The sequence below is a fragment of the Paenibacillus sp. NPDC058367 genome (genome assembly GCF_042723305.1).
In the GTDB taxonomy this organism is placed as follows: domain Bacteria; phylum Bacillota; class Bacilli; order Paenibacillales; family Paenibacillaceae; genus Paenibacillus_AQ.
Map to the genome: position 1 here is coordinate 1,236,217 of NZ_JBHXIZ010000001.1, position 19,982 is coordinate 1,256,198.

The following is a 19,982-nucleotide window of genomic DNA, read 5'->3' on the forward strand; positions in this document are numbered from 1 at the left end:
TTATTTCTCGCCTAAACGCTTACCGTCCTTTAGGGACGCCAACCGCGTTTAGGCTTGGCTAACTAAAAACTATGAATCAGGCAAAGCACAGTCGAGTACTACTCGATTGTGCTTACTTTTACCAAGTTAGTGGAACCGGAACGTCCAAGTGGAATTCCTGCAGTAATCACAACTAGGTCGCCAGCTTGAACCAGACCGGAATCCTTACCACCTTGGATTGCTGTTTCAAGCAATTCATCTGTGGAAGTAGCTACTTTACCGAATACTGGCGTTACGCCCCAAACGAGGGACAATTGACGCATAGTTCTTTCTTGTGTCGTAACAGCAATGATTGGTGCTTTAGGACGGTATTTGGAAACAACGCGTGCAGTATGACCTGTAACAGTCGAAGAAAGAATAGCCTTAGCGTTCAGATCCAAAGCGGAAATTGCAACGGATTGGCTGATAGCTTCTGTAACTGTAGTTTCTTGTAAAGTTTGTTGTTTCGAGAAAATTTCACGGTGATCCAGAGCGGACTCCGCTTTCTCAGCAATACGGGACATTGTAAGAACGGATTCTACTGGATATTTACCAGCAGCAGTTTCTCCGGAAAGCATGATTGCATCTGTTCCGTCGAAAATAGCGTTTGCTACGTCACTTGCTTCAGCGCGAGTAGGACGTGGGTTACGTTGCATAGAATCCAGCATTTGTGTAGCTGTGATTACTGGTTTGCCAGCAACGTTACATTTTTGAATCATCAATTTTTGAGCCAAAGGTACATCTTCAGCTGGAATTTCAACACCAAGGTCACCACGAGCAACCATCAGGCCATCGGAAGCTTCTAAAATTTCATCAAGGTTGTCAACACCTTGTTGGTTTTCGATTTTGGAAATGATTTGAATGTGAGAAGCGTTGTTTTTCGAAAGCAGCTCACGAATTTCCTGAACGTCGCTAGCTTTGCGAACGAAGGAAGCGGCGATAAAATCGATGTCCTGTTCGATACCAAAAAGAATATCGTTGGTGTCTTTTTCCGTAATACCCGGCAAGGAGATGTTTACTCCTGGTACGTTAACGCCCTTCTTGCTCTTGATCGTACCACCGTTTACAATACGGGTCTTGATTTCAGTTCCTTGAATGTCGACAACTGTCAAACCAATCAGACCGTCATCAATAAGGATGGTGGAGCCTACTTGAACATCATTAGGAAGCTCGCTGTACGTGATGGAAATACGTTCTTGGGTGCCAAGGATTTCTTCCGTAGTTAGTGTCAGGTACTCGTCCTGAACTAGTTCAATCGGTTCTACTTCCAACTTGCCTGTGCGAATCTCCGGTCCTTTTGTATCGAGCAGGATAGCAACAGTTTTGTTCAGTTCCTTAGATGCTTGACGGATCGTTTTAATCCGAGCACCATGCTCTTCAAAATCGCCGTGGGAGAAATTCAAACGGGCCACATTCATACCAGCCAAAATCAATTTTTTGATATTCTCCAACGATTCACTCGCAGGTCCGATCGTACATACAATTTTACTTTTCCGCATTAGGTTTTCCTCCGTTTTTTCGTTCTCTCTGTCTCACTTTTTCCAACTACAAAATCTACTACAAGGCTAACTAATTAAATAGGAACTTTGTCACATGTGCCTTTAACTACGCCCTTATGAATATTACTGCAACTTAGACACAAAATCAATGTTGTAGGCTCTTTTAGATGTAATTTGAGCTCGAATTATCTGAACGCACAAAAAAAATTAAAATAATCCCGGCATTGCGTCGAGATTATTTTAATTCCAATAAAATGTATAATTTACACTTAATTCAATATGGTCCACTAAGTATGGTTATATGTCTTAAAGTGCAAATGGAAAGGCACTATTCACACTTCAGATTCCACTTCTTCTTCAAGGAAAATCTGCTCCTGCTGGACTTCAGCAAACTCACCAATTTTACGGAATTTACGATAACGATCTTCTTTCAATTCCGCTCTATCCAGAGGAATTAGCTCCTGCAAGTGACGCCATAATGCATCCTTAATTGCAGCTGCCGTAGCTTCGTAATCACGATGTGCGCCGCCTTTTGGCTCAGGAACAATCTCTTCGATGACTTCCATTTCAAGCAGATCAGATGCCGTTATCTTCATAGCTTCTGCCGCTTGATCAGCCTTCGAAGCATCCTTCCATAGAATTGATGCAGCACCGTTAGGAGATATCGCTGAATAAATGGCATGTTCCAGCATAAGCACTCTATTACCAACTGCCAGTGCTAATGCGCCCCCACTTCCGCCTTCACCGATAACCACACAGATTACAGGAACACCAAACTGAGACATCTCGCGTAAATTACGGGCAATTGCTTCAGATTGTCCTCTTTCCTCAGCTGTATTGCCTGGATATGCACCTTTAGTATCTACAAAGGTTATAATGGGACGATTGAACTTGTCCGCTTGCTGCATCAGACGCAGTGACTTACGGAAGCCCTCAGGGTGTGCACTGCCGAAAAAGCGTAAAATATTCTCCTTCGTATCTTTACCACGCTGCTGGCCAATGACCGTAACCGGGACGCCGTTAAGTTTAGCGATACCGCCTACAATTGCAAGATCATCCCCAAACATTCGATCCCCGTGAAGCTCGATAAAATCTGTGAAGATCTGCCCCATAAGATCAAGAGAAGTCGGACGTCCTTGATGTCTAGCTAGATGCATTTTTTGGGAAGGCGAGATATTAGAATAAACTTCCTCCTCAAGCACACGGTACCGTTCTTCCAGTCTTGCTACCTCATCCGTAAAATCAATACTTTTCTCTTCGCCAAACTGCTTTAGCTCGGCAATTTTCTTGCGCATTTCAACCAGAGGCATTTCAAAAGGCAACTCTCCTGCCAACCTAAAATCCCCCTTTCACATCATGCAATTCCAAAATTTTGGTCAGTGTGGCGCGCATTTCTTTACGGTGCACAACCATATCAATCAAGCCATGCTGCAGATTAAATTCAGCCGTCTGGAAATCATCCGGAAGCTTTTGGCGAATTGTCTGTTCAATGACTATACGTCCTGCGAAACCGAATACCGCCCCAGGCTCAGCAATAATAATATCGCCAAGACTAGCAAAACTCGCAGATACTCCGCCAGTTGTCGGATCCGTAATTATAGAAATATAAAGGCCTCCCACTTCGTTGAAACGAGCAAGCGCTGCACTGGTCTTCGCCATTTGCATGAGACTTAGAATACTTTCCTGCATTCTCGCTCCGCCAGAAGTAGAGAAAATAAGGAGTGGAAGCTGCTTCTCCGTGGCTTCTTCAATCGCCCGGGTAATCTTCTCACCAACTACAGATCCCATACTGCCGGAGAAAAATTCGAAATTCATCACAGCTACGATCACTGGATGTCCGCCAATAGATCCCTGCCCCGTAATCACGGCATCAGTTTGTCCCGATTTTAGTTGCTGTTGCTCCAGTTTAGAGGCATAACCCGGGAATTTCAGCGGATCTATAGAATACATTTCACTATCAAACTCAATAAAGCCCTCTGGGTCTAACGTCATAGCAATACGCTCTACGGCGTTCAAGCGCAAATGATGACCACAAGTAGGACATACTTTTAGATTCTTTTCCAATTCCTTGCTATACTGGATCGTTCCGCATTTATTACATTTACTCATTAATCCTTCTGGAATTTCCCGTTTGGGGCGTTCGCCTTCTGCAGGCACGCCGCTTCGCTCCAGACGTTCTGAAGGAATAGTCGCGTACTTCCGTTTCTTCTGAAATAAATCTTTGAACACACCCGCACCTCTTCAGCCGTTTATTTGCGTTATGCAGCTTGCCGCTGTCATGACTTTTCTCTTGATAGAAATTCAGGGATGCAGAATAAGATTAAGGACTTCCTGTACTTCCTCCAGTTCACCTGAAGGAACCAATATCTCAAACTGCTGCTTGGACATATTGATTGGACGGCATTTTACTAAAAAACCTTCTTCAGTCAGCTTACTCTTAATCATATCCGCCACTTTGGCGGTCGGCGCGATATATATTACCGTCCACATGCCTTGCAAGGCCTCCCCAATCTTAATTCCCAGCCGTATCCCGTATAATGGAATTATGATAACACAGTTTTCTTTTTTCCCGCAACAGGCGTAGGGCAAAGGAAGCAAGACTGAGGAACTCGTTCAAACGAAATGAATCGGGTCATTTATTCCGTATCCGTGACCAGAGGATATACTTTTGCCCCTTCCTGCCGATGAGCGATTCTAGCAGAAGCAGCTGCAGCGATACCCGCTACTAAGTCATCCAAGAACACGTGAATCCTCCCCTTATCATCGTTCAATTCACCAATGATTCCAAGCTTTATTTTGTCCAAGTACCCAAATCCTGTAAGTCCGATCATCCCATATACCCCTGTGATGCCAAGGGCTAGAGTCTCGTCCGCTCCATAAAGTGATTCATCCGCTTCCATTACTGCCTGGAGCGGCTGCGGAAGCAGTCTTTTCTCTGCCAGCTCATCAAGTGCGATCCCCGTCATTAACGTGTACTGCACTTCTCTTTTTCCCAATACAGATTTCACACTGGAAAGGCATTCTTCCTTGGATAAACCGGGATAATAGACCGATTGTAAAATATATACGATTTCAGCAATGGAAGAAAGTGATACGCCTCTTCGTTCCAACAGATCAACTGCCATTTGATAGGACATGATGTGATTCCCCTTTCCGCCCAGGGATTCGCCCTGTGGTTTCCTAATGTATGCGGAAAAGGGTGGAATTGTTCTTATTTTATTCTTACGGTACCTGCCCCCAGCATAGACTCGATAGCCGCGATTAGCTCCTCGGTAGGCTTAATCCGATAATTATCGCTAAGGGCCAGGAGCTTCTGATCCCGTTCGTAGAACAGAATCGTCGCTACTGGGCCTGGATGATTCTGCAGCAGCTCCTTCAGGCGCGACAGCTGCGCAGCATTCTCGGCGGCCGGCGTGATCTTGATAAAGACACGCTGGCCTGAGCCCGGCGCTGGCGCAGCGGCCGGTGCAGGTGTTGCAGGCGCAGCTGCGCCGCCTGCAGGTCTGCCAGCGGGGCCAGTGGCGGCCCCGCTAGCCCGCGAAGCAGGAGCCGCACCACGCGGCTGCGCTCCTGCTGAGGCCGAGCGTCCCGCGCTATACGGACGGGACGCGGCGGCACTACGGCGCTGCAGCAGGCCGCGGAGTGTCTCCGCGGATAGCAGCGCCACTTCCTCGGCCAGCAGCTTGAAGCCTTCGTCCTCCTGCTGCACCTTGGCGCGCAAGGCCAGCAGCGCGCCCTTGGCAATCAAGCCGCGGCTTCGCTTCCACACCTCGGGGAAGAGCACGACTTCGCAGCGCTCGATCTGATCTTCCCATTCGATGAAGGCCATCGATTTTCCTTGCTTCGTCGTAATTTCCTTAACGGATACGACCATGCCGGCCGTAACCGTCTGGCTCTCATCTGCGGCTTCACCGAGATCCATCAGCCGCTGTATGCCCGGCTCCTCAAGCAGCTCAGCGCTATCGTCGAGCGGATGACCTGATAGATACAGCCCCAGCAGCTCACGTTCCATCTCCAGCTGCTGTCCTACTGTGAACTTAGGGATATCCGGATAGCGAATCTCCCAATTCGGCGTCTCCACCAAATCGTCGAACAACTGGATTTGCAGTTCATCCCGCTCCTTGCGCCATTTCGTCGCGGCGTCAACGGTCTCGTCCAGCATAGCCAGCAGCTGGGCCCTATGACCCGGCAGACAGTCAAAGGCTCCTGCCTGCAGCAAAGACTCCACTACCCGCTTGTTGCAGACCCGCAGATCCACACGTCGACAGAAATCGAGCAGGCTGTCGAACGGCCGCTCCTTGCGGACCGACATAATATTCTCCACTGCTAACGTGCCGACGTTCTTAATCGCTGCGAGCCCAAAGCGGATATGCCCTGTTCCCGTTTCCTCTCCTGGAACAGGGGTAAACAGTACGCCGCTCTCATTCACATCCGGCGGTAATACGCCGATGCCCGTACGGCGGCAGTCCAGTACATATTCCGCCACCTTACGGTGGGTTCCCATCACAGCGGTCAGCATAGATGCCATAAACTGTACCGGATAATGCGCCTTTAGATAAGCCGTCTGAAAAGCCAGCACACCATAAGCCGCCGCATGCGCACGCGGGAAGCCGTAATCGGCAAACCTTACGATCATATCATAAACGGCATTCGCATCCGTTTCGTTATATCCTTGCTGCAAGCTCCCCTGTACAAAATGACTGCGTTCCTTATCCAACGTCTCGCGCTTCTTCTTAGAAACCGCTCGGCGGAGCAGATCCGCTTCACCAAGCGAGAATCCAGCCATAAGCGAAGCAATCTGCATGATCTGTTCCTGATACACAATTATCCCATAGGTATCCGCTAATATAGATTTCAAATCAGGGTGCGGATACTCTACTTCGATCTGACCGTGCTTACCTGCTATATATTTCGGGATAAACTCCATCGGACCCGGACGATACAAGGCTAGAACCGATACGATATCTTCAAAGCCATTAGGCTTCAAATCCTTAAGCACACGTCTTACACCCGCCGACTCCAGCTGGAAGACCCCAGTCGTCTCACCAGCACCTAACATTTCATACGTGAGCGGATCATGATCTGGTATGATTTTAAAATCTGGAACACTGCCACTCATTTCTTTAATCGAATTCATACAGCGTTCGATAATCGACAAAGTACGCAGGCCCAGAAAATCCATCTTCAGCAGCCCAACACTTTCCAAATGCTCCATAGAGTACTGAGTTAACGCTGTACTTTCGTTGCCCTCTTGAAGGGGTACAGCATCAGTCAGTGGACCTTTGGAAATAACAACCCCGGCAGCATGTGTCGAAGCATGACGAGGCATACCTTCCACTTTCATTGCCATATCCAGCAAGCCTTTGATCTTCGGATTACTGTCATACAGCGCTTTTAGGTCTGGAGTAGTCTCCAGCGCTCTAGCAAGGCTGATGCCTAGTTGTCCTGGGATGAGCTTGGCAGCCTTATCTACCTCGTTATAAGGTAAATTCAGTACCCTGCCCACATCACGAACTGCAGCCCGTGCAGCCATGGTTCCGAACGTAATGATCTGTGCCACATGTTCTTTGCCGTATTTCTCCACCACATAAGCGATAACCTCATCACGACGCTCATCACTAAAATCGATATCAATATCCGGCATCGTGATCCGTTCTGGATTTAAGAAACGTTCAAAGAGCAAGTTATACTTAAGCGGATCTACATCCGTGATTCGTAGGGAATAAGCGGTAAGACTCCCCGCGGAAGAACCCCGGCCCGGACCAGTAGCAATCCCCTGACGATGACAATAAGCGATAAAATCCCACACAATTAGAAAATAATCGCTAAAACCCATATTCTCGATGACGCCAAGCTCATAGGCAAGACGCTTTTCAGCGGTTTCTCTTTGCTCAGGCGATGCCCAAAGCGGTGTGTCTATATACCGTTCTTCAAGCCCTTTAAAGCACAACTCTCGCAAATATGCAGCGGAGTCCTTACCTTCTGGAATTGGTGAATAGGCAGGCAGAATATGTTGACCGAAGGTAAGCTCCAAATTACATTTTTCTGCGATCAATAGCGTGTTACTGATAGCTTCAGGCACATGCGGGAACAACGCCGCCATCTGATCACTGCTTTTGAGAAACAGCTGATCTGTTCCGATTTGGAGCCGTTCCTCATCATCCACAGTTTTACCTGTTCCAATACAGATCAGAACATCCTGTACCTCTGCATCTTCCTTGGCCAAATAATGGACGTCATTCGTAGCTACAAGTGGGATCTCACAGGCCTTGGCAAGTGCGATCAGCTTCGGATTTACTCGTTTTTGCTCGGAAATTCCGTGATCTTGAAGCTCCAGGTAGAAGTCTTCGCCAAAAATCTCCTTATATCGCAGCGCAGCCTTTCGCGCCTCGTCATCTCTTCCATGCAACAGATGCTGCGGCACTTCGCCGCCAAGACAGGCACTGAGGCATATGATCCCCTCCGAATGAGCGGCCAGAGCCTCCATATCAATACGAGGTTTATAGTGATGACCTTCCAGATGGCCGATAGAGATCAGCTTCATCAGGTTCTTGTAGCCGGTTTCATTCTTGACGAGCAGAATCAGGTGATAAATCGGTTGATCTTTACGACTGCCTCGCTCACGGCGAGAGCCCGCGGTTAAATAGGCTTCACAGCCGATAATCGGCTTGATTCCATTCTCTTTACACGCTTTATAAAAGGGGATCGCCCCATACATCACTCCATGATCCGTAAGCGCCAGCGACTTCATGCCGTATTCGCCGGCCCGGCGCACGAGATCGGTAATGCGCGCCGCCCCGTCCAGTAAACTGTATTCGCTGTGCACATGCAAATGCACGAAAGGGCTCATCATCCCACTTCCTTCCTACTACAAAAATCAAACATAAATAGTTGTTCAAAAAGTCCGCTTTTGATCACGAAGTAACCCAAGAAGCTTACTCGACATCGAAGATTGAATTCAGGCGAAACTTCCGGTGCTCACGTAGCTCCCACTACGCTCCGCTCCTCATTTTCTACCTTCTTTCAATCTTCTCGGTGCTGAAAACCGTACTTTTTGAACTCGCACTATAAGATGAAACTATTTTATCATATTAAAGGGGGACCCGCCCATAGAATGGATTAAGAGCACATGGACAGGCAACGTTTATAGATGCCTCGTCCGGGAAGGGGCCTTTATGAGCATATTTATGAGCAAAGCCATCCTCGATTTCTTTATCGCCTTCGGCATCGTACTTGGCGGAGCTATGGTCGGCGGAATCGGCGCCGTAGTATCCCTGCAACCACCGACGCAAACAATGCTAGATGTAGCAGACCGGATTAAAATATGGGCACTTGCCGCCGCTGTAGGGGGTACTATGGACCCTTTACGGGTCATTGAAAGCAATGTGATTGGAGGTAACCTCTCCCCCGCCATCAAGCAAATCATGTATATTGCCTTCGCTTTTCTCGGAGCTCATATGGGCAGCGAGCTAGTAAAATGGGTGTGCGGCAGGGGGTAACACCAGTGAGAGTTCCACCATTCAGTCGTTTTCGTAGATTCACCCAAATTTCCGCTATATTCATGCTGGGAATCGTCGTAGGAGCCGTCATATACAACGGTATATACCATGTTGGATATAACGTGTTATGGCTGCAAAATCAAGACTTACGCGTAGACATTGAGCAATATCAGGAAGATATTAAAACGCTCAAAAAATACAATAATACCTCTACCGTAATCAGAGAAATCAAAATCCGTTCGGAAGAGAGCAAGTCCAAAGAAGATAACCCCCTTGACCCCGTAACTGTAAAATTAATTATAAGCCAAATGGGCTCAGATCTGGAGCCCATGCGTGGCCGCAGCATGTTCGATATTGACACAGACAGTAAACTGGTTAGGCTGCTGCTGGATGGCAAGCTTTACATTGTGCGTGATAAGGAATACTCTGTCAAAATCCGGACGATGCTCGTCATGGAAGGTGTTCTGCAAATCTGGGTGGAAATCAGTCCTTTTAAGCGCAACTAACAACAATCGTGTGATACAATAATGGACAGACAAAAGTGGAAATTACTTCAAGGCTTTTGCAAGACATGATAAAGGAGCTGGCTGTCCATGGTTTTATTTATCAAGTACTTATTGTTTATCCTGCTGGTGATCTTTGTAATCGGCGCCGCTGTGTACAGCTTATCCTCTCGCCGTGCCTTAAATCCCCAAGATAAGGGGCTAAAACGCTCCGTCATGAATGTGATGCTGGGCTGTATGCTCGTAACGCTTTCCCTGATTTCCATGTTTCTATTTCGCGGCTCCACCGTTAATATCATTGTTGAAGCTGCCTTTCTTCTAATCGGTGTGTTTAACATCTTCTCAGGAATACGCAGCTATAGTTATTACAGCCGTAGCCGTAGCCAGGAACAACACCAGTCGAAAGCCTAGACTATCCCTCTGATAGGATTACAAGAATAAAATAGACTACCCTCACTATCATCGTTGAGGGCAGTCTATTTAGCATGTTTGTGATTCATTATCTATTAGCCGTGATCAATGGATTGCAGCATCAGGACAGCTTTCGCTACCAGGGTATCCGAATAGCTGATCTCTATTTCCAGCTTACATGTACGGCGACTAATCTCGAGCAGTCTCGGCATTACAATAATCGCGTGTTCGATCTGTACCGGCCGGATAAAATAGGTGGACATATTATCTAATACATAGTCATTTCCTGTAATATCCTTAGCTGCCTTAAACGCAGAGAGCGTCATTAGCGTAGACAGTACACCTTCAGAAATGGTACCAAGGTCTGTGGCCATCTGAGGCGTAATAAAGCCGTGAAAAAACAATCTTCCCTCTTCATCCCGCTCATCCGCAAAACCGTTCCAGATGAGATGATCGAAGGTCTCCCCAAGCTGCGGAGTGTTACGGACATCTCGCAGACTTTGCAGCACTTCTTTACGGGTTAGGGAGCCCACCAATTTGCGATTACGGTCTACAATGGGTAGGAAATCGACACCTTCCCACATCATGATCTGCGCAGCCGAAGCTAGTGAGGTATGCAGCGCAGCGGTAACCGGACTCCGAACCATAGCCTTTTCAATACTTTGCCCTTCTGTCAGGTTCTCTACTTCGCGTCGGCCGATAATCCCAATCACTCGGTTCCATTCATCTGTAACGGGAAAACGTTGCTCTCCAGTTTCCTCTGAAATCTGTCGTAGCTCACCTACGGTGCTTGAAATTTTTAACGTAATCATACGCGGTTTGCTGTCGACAATATCTTCTACCAGCATAATTTTTTTCTTAATCAATCTATCAAAAATCGCTCGGTTAATCATTGATGCCACGGTAAACGTGTCATGTCTTGATGAAATGATGGGGAGATCCAGTTCGTCGGCTAATGCCTTCACTTCACGACTCGTCCCGAAACCGCCTGTAACCAGAACTCCGGCACCCTGCTCTAGCGCCAAGGAGTGAACATCATCGCGGTTACCCACAATAAGCAGACTGTCTGCGTCTATATAACGAATCATCGCGTCGACCTTCATCGCACCGATTACATATTTATGTAGATGTTTACTCAGTCCGCTAGCCCCGCCGAGAACATGACCTTCCACAATATCAACCACGTCACCAAACGTCAGCTGTTCAGAAATGTTACGAGGCTTCTTTTCTACACGTACTGTACCAATCCGTTCCTTCGTAATGACAATTCCAAGATTCTCAGCTTCCTTAACGGCACGATAAGCCGTTCCCTCACTGACCAACATTTCTTTTGCAAGCTTACGAACAGATATTTTGGAGCCTACCTTAAGACCTTCAATATGCTGCAGCAGTTGCTCGTGTTTAGTAATTGCATCGCCTTGACCTTCCAACTGTTACACCCCCGTACTCCGATCTGTACTATACTGTACTCATTATACACGGAGAGAATGGCACAGTACAACCGATTCATAAGCATCGAATTCGAATTTAACTGCCCGTTATTTAGCAACCTTTTCCTCTTTTTTATAGTCTGAGAGTTAAAGAAAGAGGAAGGGAGCATTGTGGATATGAACAAGACCATGTTAATAATATTTACCATTACTTTGCTTTTCATAGGACTGATCGGCTGTGGAAATGCGAGAACCGAAGTAAAACAATCAAGCCAAATAGAACTGGATGCACAAAATATAGTTTCTATTAACTTAATTGAAAAAAACCAGCCGGTGACGACTATTTCTGAAGCATCATCCTTGGAACGTTTCGTTCAAGCCATAACTGCTGCTGAATATGATAAAGGACAACTAGATATTGCTCCAAGCGATTACAGAACCACCGTAAACATGAAGGAAGGCATAAGTTATGAGTTCTCTTTTTGGATCGTCGGAAGCAACAGTGGGTTACTCATTAAATCGGGACAAACGGGTCACTATCGTCTTTCGGATATCAGCAAAAAAGATCTGTTGGACTTATTCCAATCGACTGTTAAAGAAGATAAGATTTCTCCAGCAGACACTACTAACCCACAGCCCCCTAACGTTCAAGTTACTGTTGGCGGTGAGCATTTCGATGCCATTCAAGGCTCTTATTGCTGGAATGACAATGGCAAAGGCGTCTGTGTAGATATGGCTTCTTATGATCAATTAGTTACCAAACAGAAGGTACATCCCAAAGCCATCAGCCGTGATCAGGTAGAACTCAAATTCTCATCTGCACCCAAGGAGATAGAGGTTGTGGCTTCATTTCCTGGTGAGGAACGTCCGGACGAAGCTCTTTCCGTAGAAAATAACAGTTTTCAGCTCGCAGCAGGTAGCGGAAAACATCTGTATATAATCCAAGCAAGATGGCCTCAGGGGAGCGCCAGTTATGTATTTGAAGTAGAATGCTCTGCCAGTAAAGAGTAACCCGTTTGTTAGACAAATTGGGTAGTGGGTAGGCGAATAGAGAATAGTCCCTTAAGAAAAAAGGAAAAATATGTTATAATGGAGAGGTGAAAGGGGATGACTTTATGCAATTTCTTTTTATACTCGCGATTCTCGTTCCTGCGGTGTGGTACTACGCGGCTCTAGGTAAACGGATATCTGCAGAAGAAAAGAAAGCTGGAAAAGATCTCTCGGATGAGATCAATCCTTTTACAGGTGCAAGATAACTTTAATCCCCCTGCTTTGCGGGGCAATTTTAAAGCCCACTGGCTTAAGCTAGTGGGCTTTTCTGTGAATCTAAGGGATTTATACCCTTCTTTTAGCTAATTCGGCGTTTTTCACGGGAATCTAGGGGATTTATACCCCTCTTTCAGCTAATTCGGCGCTTTTCACGGGAATTTAGGGGATTTATACCCCTCCTTCAACTAATTCGGCGCTTCTCACGGGAATATAGGGGATTTATACCCTTCTTTTAGCCATTTCAGCGCTTTTCACGGCAATCTAGGGGATTTATACCCTTCTTTTAGCTAATTCGGTGCTTTTCACGGGAATCTAGGGGATTTTTACCCTTCTTTTAGCCATTTCAGCGCTTTTCACGGCAATCTAGGGGATTTATACCCTTCTTTTAGCCATTTCAGCGCTTTTCACGGGAATATTTAAATCTAGTTACTTAAGAACGCAGCCCCAATTCTATGATCTTTGTGTAACTCTAGTTTCTTCTTTCCATTTGGACTGCCATTGCTCCAATTTTGCTTTTCGCACAGCTTCCAAACGCTTGGTCTTCTCCTCATCAACACCGATAATAAAATGGAGATGTGCCGCAATGACCATAAAGGCAAAAAGTGACCAGACCACCCCAAAACCAAACACCCAGCTAGGCCCATTCGCAAGCGATAACTTCGGCAGAGCATACAAAAGCATGGCCAACGCCAGCAACAGATAGACACCATGTTTAAACTTGTTTCTTTTTCTCATAACCAACAGCTCCTCGTAGACAAGATATTCGATTAAATCTATATCTCTACTCTATGAACATGAAGCCCGTAATATGAGACAAGTCCATAAAAATATACTTCTATTCAAAAAATTATATAAAATAATACGCATTTATGTAGCTAGCAAAGCTTATATATGAGATGATTATTTCATTTAGGGGGCGATTTAGAATTGAATGCAACTTATACTCATACCGAATACATAATTCGAAAAAAGGTATTTTCGATCATGGGTGCGAAACTTCATATTTATGATAACGCCGAGCAGCTTGTACTCTATTCACAAATGAAAGCATTCAAGTTGAAAGAGGATATTGCACTGTACACGGATGAGTCTATGCAAAAGGAGCTTCTGCGTATAAAAGCCCGCAATGCCATCGACTTTAGTGCTGTTTATGATGTGCATGATTCGGAGACTGGCGAACACGTTGGTGCTCTTCGGCGTAAGGGACTCAAATCGATTTTGAAAGATGAATGGACGATTCTCGATCATCATGATCAGGAAATTGGAAAAATCAAGGAAGATAGCACCGCGATGGCTATACTCCGCCGCTTCATCTCTATTATTCCTCAAAAATATAATATCGAGATGAATGATACAACGATCCCGACTTTCAAACAAAATTTTAATCCATTCGTTACAAAAATCATCGCTGACTTCTCTGAGGATCCCAAGGGAATGCTTGATCGCCGCCTAGGTTTGGCTGCTGGTATTCTTCTCTGCGCAATCGAAGGAAAACAAGATTAGCGAGTTTACTCATGTGCTAGTCACAAAAATAAATAGGGTGTTCCCAATGCCAAACGGCTTCGGGAACACCCTATTTAGATTACACTGATCAAACTTTTCAGGTGAATACCCGCTTACTAAAAGCGTTTATTCGCCATACAATTGCGACAAGCTCTCGGTAATGATCTTGTTTACATCCTCGATTACAACACTCAAACGGCGTTCTGCATCGAACAGACGGCGAATCCCAAGATTCATGTTAAGCACCTCGAATAATTTCTCCATTTTCTCCATTTCTTCCTGTGGAGGCATATCTCCGCTCATCATCCGTTGTTGAAGCTCCAATTGACCATTGCGGAAGTTGTCGAGCATCGCCTTGGCTTCAGGATCTGTTTCTACCAGTTTCATCGCGTTGGTGATATCCGCTACCTCAGTGCTTTCTTTAATGGCTTTCGCCAGTTCATGTGCTTTGTCGTGAATACTCATTATGATTCCTCCTAAAAGTTTTGTAAGTCACTACTTCTCGATTCGTCTTCGTACAAAACTCACTTCGAAAGCGTTGCTTAAGTTTTGTTTGCGTTCGCTTCCTAGAGTTACTTCGTACAAAACTCACTTTGAAAGCGTTGCTTAAGTTTCCAAATATTAATTCATCCCATGCTTGTTTCGCTTCTTGGGTCAGACTTATGAAATGATGCGGCAAGGTTTTTAAAGAGTAGGTCAATCACCAAGGGTCATATGTCTCCATATGATGAATGATATGTAACCCTTAGCTACCAAATTGCCGGCATCATGCTGCCTACCGGAAGGAGATCCACGATGTCCCAATTCAAGATCCCGGTCCATACGGTCCACACGGGCATCCTGCAGGAAAACGCTATAATGCTTGGCGAACGATCCATGAAAAGACTCAAAATCCCGGCTCACGGAACGCTCCAGCTGGCTTTCGGCTCTTTCCGGCAGGAGGTCACCATTATCCCGGCTCCCAAATCCGAAAGCCTGCGTGTAAGCGAAGGACTCGCGCGGCGGACCGGATGGAAACATCGGCAAACCCTCAACGCCTCTTACAGCTCCGTAAGTCGTACCTTGCGACTTGGCCCGTTGATCGGTGTACTCGTCAGCCGTGACCATCCAGATAATCTCGACAGGCTGTTTGGACCCATTACCATGTTCTGTCGAGAATTAACAAATGCCTGCCACTCACAAGGCGCCTATGTATATTTCTTTACCCCGGAAGCGCTGGAAACAAGCAGCTCTTCCATCCAGGGCTGGGTATACAACGAGGGTTGGAGGAAAATGAGTCTGCCCATCGCCGATGTAATCAACAATCGGCTAACGACGCGAAAGGTGGAGAATAAACCTAGCGTACAGCATTTTTTGGCGGATGTAAAATCACGGTATGGAACGCATTTCTTCAACGAAAAATTTCTTGACAAGACAGAAGTATTTGAAGCTTTAACGCAAGACCCTTCATTGAAGCGGTATTTACCGGAATCGCATGTTTTAAACGGTTTTGCCGTTGTAAAGAAGATGTGCAGCCAATATCCAAGCGTGTTTCTAAAGCCTGTACGAGGCAGTCTCGGCAAAGGCATTCTCCGAATCTCCAAAGATGAAGGCGGAGGATACCGTTTGTTATCTACTACCTCTATAGGTACACGCAAGCAAAGCTACCCAACATTAGCTAAACTGTATCAATCCATTGCTCCCAAGATGAAGACAACGCGCTACCAGATTCAACAAGGATTGCCCTTGATGGAGCTCGGTAAGCGTCCTGTAGATTTTCGAGCACTTGTACAGAAGAATGGTACCGGGAAATGGGGCGTTACCTCCATTGTCGCTCGCACCGCTGGAAGCAATCATTTCGTCTCCAATCTAGCAAGAGGTGGCAGTCTCAGTACTGTCCGTGAAGCCGTTAGCAAGAGCAGCCTTCCTCCAGGTACCAAGGATAGCGTACAGCTTCAGCTTCCAAGAGCAGCACTTGCCATTGCAAGAGGAGTAGAAACCTTTATCCCTGCTCATTTTGGAGAGCTCGGAATCGATCTGGCACTGGATCAATCCGGACGAATATGGCTCTTGGAGGTTAATTCCAAACCTTCCAAAAACGATAATACACCGCTAAACGATCAAAAAATCAGACCGTCCGTCAAGCAAATGATTCTGTATTGCCGCTATTTGGCCGGTTTATAAGGAGGACACAATGACTGAAACAGCTATGGGGTTCCTCGGCATTATGACGGGCCGTCGTCACGGGAATCCTCCGATTGCCGAGCCAGAATTTTGCAGTCATTTATGCCGTGCAGCTCCACGCTATAACCTTAAAGTCCTCGTGTTTCATCCGGACGGAGTAGCGGCAGACGGGTCATCTATAACCGGTTATACATGGAAAGACGGAAGCTGGCACAATACGACCTCTACACCACCAGATATCATTTATAATCGTTGTTTTTACAATAGTCCGAAAGAAAGAAAAGAAGCCTCTTCTGCACTCTCTTTCCTTCACCGCTCACTACCTTGGTCAAGAGGTTTACCTGATAAATGGGGCGTATACGAGATATTGAAGCGCAACCGAAGAGCCGCTATTTTACTGCCGGAAACTGTTCTTTATACCGGTACACGCAAGTTAAGCAATATGCTCGCTGAAAGAGAATACGGGGTCTTCCTAAAACCCAAAGCAGGCTCTCATGGCAAACGTACATTGCATGCCATACTGCAGAACAGACGCTCTGGAGGAGGCATAAGAGTACGAGGGCGTGATGGGACAAATACACCCTTTCAATATGTATTCAGCTCGCAGGATGAAGGACTGAACTGGATTCATGAATTTATCGGCACACGCCGCTATATTATACAGCCTTATCTGCACCTAACTAATCGTAAGGGGCAACCGTTCGATGTGCGTGTATTGATGCAAAAGAATGGCCTCGGTCGCTGGGATCTTACTGGCATGGCCGTTCGGCTGGGTAATCATGGTTCACTGACTTCGAACCTGCATGGCGGTGGAACTGCGGTTCCTCCTTTGCCCTTTTTACTTGCAGAATATGGTCAGGACGGAAAAGACATCATGCAGGAGCTTGCTGCAGAAGCTGCATACTTGCCTCCTCTTCTGGAGGCCGCATGCGGTAGGCTTGGAGAACTCGGCCTAGATTTCGGTATTGATTCGAGCGGTCGGATTCATTTACTTGAAGCAAATTCCAAGCCAGGGCGCACGGTATTCCGGCTGACGGGCGACCGCCGGGCTGCTAAGCTCGCCGCCGAGAATCCACTGTCTTATGCGCGCCATCTGCTACTCACACAGCGACGGATACCATCCCTATCTACGGACAGCTCCGTTATAAACGGGAGAATGATAACAATGGTTCCTAAGGAGGATTCATAAATGAGTCTCACTTTTTGCAATGTGCATTTTACTAAGCAGCCCCAAAGAGTTGTATATGTATCAGGTGCACTGATGAAAAGCTTGAAATTAACCGGGAAGAAGAACATTCGCCTTAGACTCGGTAAAGATGCCATCCCGACCATGATCAAGCCCATCAAGCGCGCCGGAAATCATCTATTCCTCGCCACTGGTGTAAAGAGTGCTATCAAGGTTCCGAAATCTGGTGGTATCTATTTACGCAATCTGCAAAACGACGAGGTACAGCTGGGACCTTTAGTCGGTGTATTGACCGATGGGCCAGCATCTTCAAATCAACCCTTCGGTTCTCGCACTGGCTTTATAAAGCAATTACTGCGGGAAGGCAGTAACAAATGTTATATATTTGCCTTTATGCCGCGTGATATCAACTGGCAACAGGAGCAGGTCTATGGTTATTTCTTAACCGCAGGCGGCAAATTCGAACGTAAAATGGTTCCTCTGCCTGATGTCGTCTACAATCGGCTACCCAGTCGGAGAGCGGAGACTTCACCTTATATCAACCAGCTTCGCGAACGCTTTATGCGCAAGAAAATCCCTTACTTCAACTGGAGCTTTTTCAATAAGTCCGATATTTATCGGTTGTTAGAGAATGACGGAGCAGCAAACCGTTACGTACCTGAGACACACAGCAATCCCTCCTCCGAAAAAATGAGAGAAATGCTGGATCACCACCATTTTGTATATTACAAACCTTCCGCAGGCAGCCTGGGTCACGGGATTTACCGACTTACCTATCTGCCGAAAAAAGGATATTTTGCCCGCTACCGCAAAGGTGGAAAAAACGTACTTCTGCGCTTCACTACCTTTGAAAGCCTCATGCGTATGCTTCGGTCACGACACGGTCAAGGCCTGCAAAATTATATCGTCCAACAAGGAATACGTTTGATTGAAATTGATGGCTGCCCCATTGATTTCCGATTCCATATGCATAAAAACGGCAGTAATCAATGGATTGTAGTTGGTATTGGTGCGAAGAAAGCCGGCCGAGGCAGTGTCACCACTCACCTCAAAAATGGGGGGGCATTGCTTACACCTGGGCAGGCGCTCGGGCGTGTATTCGGCAGCCGAGCAGATGAAGTATTACAGCGTGCGAAGAGTACAGCCATTAAGCTGGCAGAATCCTTAGAAATCCAGCATCGTCATTTGCTCGGTGAAATTGGCTTTGATCTCGGCATTGATCAGGATGAAGACATCTGGATGTTCGAGGCCAACGCCAAACCAGGACGTTCCATCTTCCGTCATCCTTCCCTGCGCGCTGAGGGCAAAGCTTCCATCGAGCACATTCTGGAGCATTGTCTATACCTCAGCAAATTCCGCAGGAGGGATGAGATGTGAACACCCATATTCCGGATGAAACAAAACCCGTTATTGCCATACTGACAACCAGCGATAAAGTAAGGCATTTTAATGGCAACCGTAATAATTTCCGGGACATCATTCGCACAGGCAAGGAACTGGGATTTCTTGTCTACGTCGTCACTGTCCGTGACTTGAAGCTCGAGGAACGGATGGTGAACGGTTATGTCCCATCATCCAGCGGAAGAATATGGTACAGCATTCCTGTACCTCTTCCACAAATCATCTATAATCGAATTCCTACCCGTGAGGATGAGGAAAAACCTGCTGTCGTACGCAAAATAGCTCAATGCCTGGAACATCCAGGCATTAAGCTATATAATCCATATTTTTTCAATAAATGGAGTCTATTTGAATGGCTGAAGGGCTCGCATGCCACCTCAAAGCATGTTCCAAAAACCAGACGTTTACGCAGTGCAAACACGCTTATTGCCATGCTAAATAATCATACCAGTCTCTACCTAAAACCTGAGAATGGCAAAGCAGGTAAAGGAATTATGCGTTTAAAATACCGTGCAGATACCACCTTACCCTATCGTCTGCAAATTCAAAGCGGCAAAAAAAATGTGACCTACAAAGCTGCCTCAGTAGAACGCCTCTGGGCACGGATAGGAAAAGAAAAGGGAAGCTCACGCTATATCGTACAGCAAGCTATTGAACTAGCAACTCACCGAGGACGACCATTTGATCTACGTGTACTTCTGCAGAAAAATGGCAGAGGCGGCTGGGCAATGACCGGCATAGGTGCACGTCTAGCTGGTGCCCGCAGCATCACTACGCATGTACCTCGTGGCGGAAGTATCGAGGAGCCCTCCACCATGCTGGAAAGCACATTTGGAACCGAAAGAGCAGCCTCTATCTTAAAAAGTGTACCTACAACTGCTCTGTTAATTGCCAGACAAATTGAAAGAGCCTCTGATTCTATGCTTGGGGAGATGTCGATGGATCTCGGTGTCGATGAGAACGGTGGACTCTGGTTCTTTGAGGCAAACTCCCGTCCGATGAAATTTGATGAGCCTGCGATTCGCAAGCTTTCTTTGGAGCGAATCTTTCAATATGGCCAGCACTTAGCACGCCATATCAAGTAGAATTCATTAAAGGAT

Annotated in this window: 19 protein-coding genes; 10 read left to right on the top strand and 9 right to left on the bottom strand. The window is 46.5% G+C overall.

All coding sequences use genetic code 11. The features are described from left to right. Window positions 1–98 precede the first annotated feature (98 nt). The 6 genes from pyk to ACFWMP_RS05540 form a co-directional block, all read right to left on the bottom strand. Window positions 99–1,517 (bottom strand): pyruvate kinase, encoded by a 1,419-nt coding sequence (gene pyk / locus ACFWMP_RS05515; protein ID WP_042186514.1) that lies wholly within the window; start codon window positions 1,515–1,517, stop codon window positions 99–101. 332 nt (window positions 1,518–1,849) lie between these two features. Beyond that, the gene (locus tag ACFWMP_RS05520; protein ID WP_042186511.1) at window positions 1,850–2,851 is read right to left on the bottom strand and encodes an acetyl-CoA carboxylase carboxyltransferase subunit alpha; all 1,002 of its coding nucleotides are present in this window, start codon (window positions 2,849–2,851) and stop codon (window positions 1,850–1,852) included. Window position 2,852: 1 nt separating this feature from the next. After that, a complete protein-coding gene (gene accD, locus ACFWMP_RS05525; RefSeq protein ID WP_042186509.1) occupies window positions 2,853–3,746 on the bottom strand; it encodes an acetyl-CoA carboxylase, carboxyltransferase subunit beta in 894 nt (297 codons plus the stop codon). A gap of 72 nt (window positions 3,747–3,818) precedes the next feature. Further along, window positions 3,819–4,007, bottom strand: coding sequence for a hypothetical protein (locus ACFWMP_RS05530; protein WP_042125966.1), 189 nt, complete (start codon window positions 4,005–4,007; stop codon window positions 3,819–3,821). A gap of 146 nt (window positions 4,008–4,153) precedes the next feature. After that, on the bottom strand, window positions 4,154–4,654 hold the full coding sequence (locus tag ACFWMP_RS05535) for a phosphatidylglycerophosphatase A family protein (RefSeq protein WP_042186505.1): 501 nt from the start codon (window positions 4,652–4,654) through the stop codon (window positions 4,154–4,156). A gap of 74 nt (window positions 4,655–4,728) precedes the next feature. Next, window positions 4,729–8,367, bottom strand: coding sequence for a DNA polymerase III subunit alpha (locus ACFWMP_RS05540; protein ID WP_379423518.1), 3,639 nt, complete (start codon window positions 8,365–8,367; stop codon window positions 4,729–4,731). A 325-nt stretch (window positions 8,368–8,692) separates the two neighbouring features. On the opposite strand from ACFWMP_RS05540, the gene ACFWMP_RS05545 reads away from it, so the two are divergent. The 3 genes from ACFWMP_RS05545 to ACFWMP_RS05555 all read left to right on the top strand — a co-directional run bounded on the left by ACFWMP_RS05545 (window position 8,693) and on the right by ACFWMP_RS05555 (window position 9,930). After that, the gene (locus ACFWMP_RS05545) at window positions 8,693–9,016 is read left to right on the top strand and encodes a YtrH family sporulation protein (protein WP_042186502.1); all 324 of its coding nucleotides are present in this window, start codon (window positions 8,693–8,695) and stop codon (window positions 9,014–9,016) included. Between the two features lie 5 nt (window positions 9,017–9,021). Next, a complete protein-coding gene (locus ACFWMP_RS05550) occupies window positions 9,022–9,522 on the top strand; it encodes a sporulation membrane protein YtrI (protein ID WP_042186499.1) in 501 nt (166 codons plus the stop codon). 87 nt (window positions 9,523–9,609) lie between these two features. Then, window positions 9,610–9,930 carry a YtpI family protein gene (locus ACFWMP_RS05555; protein WP_234541033.1) on the top strand — a complete coding sequence of 107 codons (321 nt, stop codon included), beginning with the start codon at window positions 9,610–9,612 and terminating at the stop codon, window positions 9,928–9,930. 95 nt (window positions 9,931–10,025) lie between these two features. On the opposite strand, the gene ACFWMP_RS05560 is transcribed toward ACFWMP_RS05555, so the two are convergent. Further along, window positions 10,026–11,360 carry a DRTGG domain-containing protein gene (locus ACFWMP_RS05560; RefSeq protein WP_076300903.1) on the bottom strand — a complete coding sequence of 445 codons (1,335 nt, stop codon included), beginning with the start codon at window positions 11,358–11,360 and terminating at the stop codon, window positions 10,026–10,028. 177 nt (window positions 11,361–11,537) lie between these two features. Between ACFWMP_RS05560 and ACFWMP_RS05565 the strand changes: the two genes are divergently transcribed. Together ACFWMP_RS05565 and ACFWMP_RS05570 are read left to right on the top strand one after the other, a co-directional pair. After that, entirely contained in the window at window positions 11,538–12,371 is an 834-nt protein-coding gene (locus ACFWMP_RS05565; protein WP_379422420.1) for a YhfM domain-containing protein, read from the top strand. A gap of 104 nt (window positions 12,372–12,475) precedes the next feature. Continuing rightward, window positions 12,476–12,616 (top strand): hypothetical protein, encoded by a 141-nt coding sequence (locus tag ACFWMP_RS05570; protein ID WP_179085720.1) that lies wholly within the window; start codon window positions 12,476–12,478, stop codon window positions 12,614–12,616. A 463-nt stretch (window positions 12,617–13,079) separates the two neighbouring features. Here the strand turns inward: ACFWMP_RS05570 and ACFWMP_RS05575 are convergent, their stop codons facing one another. Next, the gene (locus ACFWMP_RS05575) at window positions 13,080–13,364 is read right to left on the bottom strand and encodes a hypothetical protein (protein WP_042186490.1); all 285 of its coding nucleotides are present in this window, start codon (window positions 13,362–13,364) and stop codon (window positions 13,080–13,082) included. A gap of 192 nt (window positions 13,365–13,556) precedes the next feature. On the opposite strand from ACFWMP_RS05575, the gene ACFWMP_RS05580 reads away from it, so the two are divergent. Then, a complete protein-coding gene (locus ACFWMP_RS05580; protein ID WP_042186488.1) occupies window positions 13,557–14,132 on the top strand; it encodes an LURP-one-related family protein in 576 nt (191 codons plus the stop codon). 126 nt (window positions 14,133–14,258) lie between these two features. Here ACFWMP_RS05580 and ACFWMP_RS05585 read toward each other — a convergent pair whose 3' ends face one another. Continuing rightward, window positions 14,259–14,597 (bottom strand): YlbF/YmcA family competence regulator, encoded by a 339-nt coding sequence (locus tag ACFWMP_RS05585; RefSeq protein ID WP_042186485.1) that lies wholly within the window; start codon window positions 14,595–14,597, stop codon window positions 14,259–14,261. Window positions 14,598–14,927: 330 nt separating this feature from the next. Between ACFWMP_RS05585 and ACFWMP_RS05590 the strand changes: the two genes are divergently transcribed. From ACFWMP_RS05590 to ACFWMP_RS05605, 4 genes are read left to right on the top strand one after another with little or no spacing between them, the layout of a single operon-like run. After that, window positions 14,928–16,295: a YheC/YheD family endospore coat-associated protein gene (locus tag ACFWMP_RS05590; protein ID WP_339246569.1), complete on the top strand. Its 1,368-nt coding sequence runs from the start codon at window positions 14,928–14,930 to the stop codon at window positions 16,293–16,295. A gap of 10 nt (window positions 16,296–16,305) precedes the next feature. Further along, window positions 16,306–17,484, top strand: a complete 1,179-nt coding sequence (locus tag ACFWMP_RS05595) for a YheC/YheD family endospore coat-associated protein (RefSeq protein WP_052404216.1) — start codon at window positions 16,306–16,308, stop codon at window positions 17,482–17,484. Continuing rightward, window positions 17,485–18,858, top strand: a complete 1,374-nt coding sequence (locus ACFWMP_RS05600; protein ID WP_042186478.1) for a YheC/YheD family endospore coat-associated protein — start codon at window positions 17,485–17,487, stop codon at window positions 18,856–18,858. Beyond that, window positions 18,855–19,967: a YheC/YheD family endospore coat-associated protein gene (locus ACFWMP_RS05605; protein ID WP_042186475.1), complete on the top strand. Its 1,113-nt coding sequence runs from the start codon at window positions 18,855–18,857 to the stop codon at window positions 19,965–19,967. Before ACFWMP_RS05600 ends, ACFWMP_RS05605 begins: the two co-directional genes overlap by 4 nt. Window positions 19,968–19,982: the final 15 nt, after the last annotated feature.

What these genes read in the sequence shown, in the direction of transcription:
- pyk (WP_042186514.1), bottom strand. Translation starts at nt 1,517, where the DNA reads ATGCGGAAAAGTAAAATTGTATGTACGATCGGACCTGCGAGTGAATCG.
- ACFWMP_RS05530 (WP_042125966.1), bottom strand. Translation starts at nt 4,007, where the DNA reads ATGTGGACGGTAATATATATCGCGCCGACCGCCAAAGTGGCGGATATG.
- ACFWMP_RS05535 (WP_042186505.1), bottom strand. Translation starts at nt 4,654, where the DNA reads ATGTCCTATCAAATGGCAGTTGATCTGTTGGAACGAAGAGGCGTATCA.
- ACFWMP_RS05540 (WP_379423518.1), bottom strand. Translation starts at nt 8,367, where the DNA reads ATGAGCCCTTTCGTGCATTTGCATGTGCACAGCGAATACAGTTTACTG.
- ACFWMP_RS05545 (WP_042186502.1), top strand. Translation starts at nt 8,693, where the DNA reads ATGAGCATATTTATGAGCAAAGCCATCCTCGATTTCTTTATCGCCTTC.
- ACFWMP_RS05555 (WP_234541033.1), top strand. Translation starts at nt 9,610, where the DNA reads ATGGTTTTATTTATCAAGTACTTATTGTTTATCCTGCTGGTGATCTTT.
- ACFWMP_RS05565 (WP_379422420.1), top strand. Translation starts at nt 11,538, where the DNA reads ATGAACAAGACCATGTTAATAATATTTACCATTACTTTGCTTTTCATA.
- ACFWMP_RS05570 (WP_179085720.1), top strand. Translation starts at nt 12,476, where the DNA reads ATGCAATTTCTTTTTATACTCGCGATTCTCGTTCCTGCGGTGTGGTAC.
- ACFWMP_RS05575 (WP_042186490.1), bottom strand. Translation starts at nt 13,364, where the DNA reads ATGAGAAAAAGAAACAAGTTTAAACATGGTGTCTATCTGTTGCTGGCG.
- ACFWMP_RS05585 (WP_042186485.1), bottom strand. Translation starts at nt 14,597, where the DNA reads ATGAGTATTCACGACAAAGCACATGAACTGGCGAAAGCCATTAAAGAA.
- ACFWMP_RS05590 (WP_339246569.1), top strand. Translation starts at nt 14,928, where the DNA reads ATGTCCCAATTCAAGATCCCGGTCCATACGGTCCACACGGGCATCCTG.
- ACFWMP_RS05595 (WP_052404216.1), top strand. Translation starts at nt 16,306, where the DNA reads ATGACTGAAACAGCTATGGGGTTCCTCGGCATTATGACGGGCCGTCGT.
- ACFWMP_RS05600 (WP_042186478.1), top strand. Translation starts at nt 17,485, where the DNA reads ATGAGTCTCACTTTTTGCAATGTGCATTTTACTAAGCAGCCCCAAAGA.